Annotated in this window: 2 protein-coding genes; one reads left to right on the forward strand and one right to left on the reverse strand. The window is 66.8% G+C overall.

Translation table 11 applies throughout. The features are described from left to right. Positions 1-113 precede the first annotated feature (113 nt). On the forward strand, positions 114-1,640 hold the full coding sequence (locus tag ACW2Q0_RS31040) for an ISL3 family transposase (RefSeq protein WP_457194481.1): 1,527 nt from the start codon (positions 114-116) through the stop codon (positions 1,638-1,640). An 82-nt stretch (positions 1,641-1,722) separates the two neighbouring features. On the opposite strand, the gene ACW2Q0_RS31045 is transcribed toward ACW2Q0_RS31040, so the two are convergent. Further along, positions 1,723-2,413, reverse strand: a 691-nt coding sequence (locus tag ACW2Q0_RS31045) for an IS256 family transposase (protein ID WP_457194482.1), incomplete at its 5' end; no start/stop codon positions are given.

The raw sequence follows: 2,413 nt of genomic DNA on the forward strand, positions 1-2,413 counted from the left end.
CCGGGCACTGCCTGAAGATTGGTCATTCGTGCTGGCATTTGTCTTGGGTCTGTCCAGTCTCAGGCTCTGTCGCACATTCGGTGGTGACGTCGTCGTGACGGCACGATGTTGCGGTGTTCGAGGTGAATGTTCCTGCTGCCGTGGTGTTTTCGGGGTTGCTGCCGCTGGTGGTGGAGGAAGTGGTCGACGAGGGCGAACGGGTGGCGGTGCGGGCCCGGACGCCCGGTGGCCCGGCGGTATGCCCAGGCTGCGGGGCCGAGTCCGCCCGGGTCCATGGGTATCACCTGCGGACGGTCACAGACGTTCCGCTCGACGGCCGCCCCGTGATCCTGCGGGTGCGGGTCCGGCGGCTGGTATGCCCAACTCCGGACTGCCGCAGCACATTCCGTGAGCAAGTGCCCGGAGTCCTGGAACGATATCAGCGCCGCACCGCACGGTTGACCGGCCAGGTCCGGTCGGCGGTCCGGGAGCTCGCCGGGCGGGCGAGTGTCCGGTTGCTGGCAGCGTCTGCGGTGGCGTTATCGCGACAGACCGCGATCCGGGTCCTGCTGCGCATCCCGCTGCCGGTGCGGCCGACCCCCGCCGCGATCGGGGTCGACGACTTCGCTCTGCGGCGCCGGCACACGTATTCGACGATCGTGATCGACGCCGAAACCCATGAACGTATCGACGTGCTGCCCGACCGCAAGGCCGACACCCCAGCGCAGTGGCTGCGGGAGCATCCTGGCGTCGAGATCGTCGCCCGCGACGGGTCCACCACCTATGCCGAGGCCGTGCGGCGCGTACTGCCTGCGGCGATCCAGGCGTCGGACAGGTGGCATCTGTGGCACGGCCTGGCTCAGGCGGCCGAGAAGGTGGTCGCTGCGCACTCGAGCTGCTGGGCCGCCGCCGGCCCGAAGCGGCAATCGCTGGTCCGGGAGCAGAGCACCATCGAACGCTGGCACGCCATCCACGACCTCCTCGACCAGGGTGTCGGATTGCTGGATTGCTCACGGCGGCTGGGGCTTTCGCTGAACACGGTGAAGCGTTACGCGCGGGTGCCAGAGCCGGATCGATTGCGCCGCCCGCCCCAATACCGGGCCTGCCTGGTCGACCCCTACCGCGAACACCTGCGCGCTCGCCGCGCCGCCGAGCCCGGCGTCCCGGTGCTGCGGCTGCTCGCCGAGATCACCGAACTCGGCTACACCGGTGGCCAGAACCTGCTCTACCGGTACATCAACCAGGGACGACTCGACGGCGACCGGATCACGCCGTCACCGCGGCGGGTGACCCGCTCGATACTGACCCGTCCGGAGAACCTACCCGACGGGCGGCGCGCTCACCTCGATGAACTGCTGGCCGCCTGCCCCGAGATGACCGCGCTCGCCGACGTGGTGCGCGAGTTCGCGCAGCTGATGACCGAACGCCGCGGCACCGACATCGACGCCTGGATCAAGCAGGTCCGCGAGGCCGGGCTCGTCGAACTCGAACCCTTCCTGACCGGCCTCGACCAGGACCACGACGCCGTCGTCGCCGGGCTGACCCTGCCCTTCAGCAGTGGCCCTACCGAAGGCGTCAACACGAAAACGAAGCTGATCAAACGCCAAATGTACGGCCGCGCAGGGTTTTCCCTACTCAGACATCGAATTCTACTGGGGTAAACAGTGATTCGGTCAGCACCACCGAATGTGCGACAGAGCCCAGTCTCAGGTGTAAGTCCGTCTCCTTTCCTGGGTGATTCGGTTACTTGCGGGCGGCGGACAGGCGTCCGTCGAAGGTGATCTCGAAAGCGTTCAGCGCGCCCTTCCAGCGGTTGGACCACCGCTGGCGGGCGGTGCCGGTGGGGTCGAGGCTCATGATGGCCAGGTACACGCACTTCAACGCCGCGGCCTCGGTGGGGAAATGACCGCGGGCCTTCACGGCTCTGCGGATTCGGGCGTTGACCGATTCGATGGCGTTCGTGGTGTAGATGACCTGCCGAATCGCGTTGTCGAACTGCAGAAACGGCACGAACTCGGCCCACGCGTTGGTCCACAACCGGATGATCGCGGGGTAGCGTTTCTCCCATTTCTCGCTGAACTCGGCGAACCGGTCCAACGAGGCTTGCTCGGAGGCAGCGGTGTAGACCGGTTTGAGGTCTTTGGCCAGCTCGGGCCAGTCCTTGCGGGAGGCGTAGGCGAACGAATTCCGCAGCAGATGCACAACGCACGTCTGCACGATCGCGCGCGGCCACACCTGGCCGATAGCATCGGGAAAGCCCTTCAACCCGTCGCCCACGACGATGCAAACATCCTGTACGCCACGGTTTTTCAGCTCCGACAACACCCGCAGCCAGTATTTGGCCCCTTCGCCGGCGCCGTGCTCGCCGGCCCACAACCCGAGGATGTCGCGGGTGCCCTCGACGGTGACGCCCATCGCCACATAGATCGGCCGA

The organism is Nocardia citri (genome assembly GCF_054065835.1).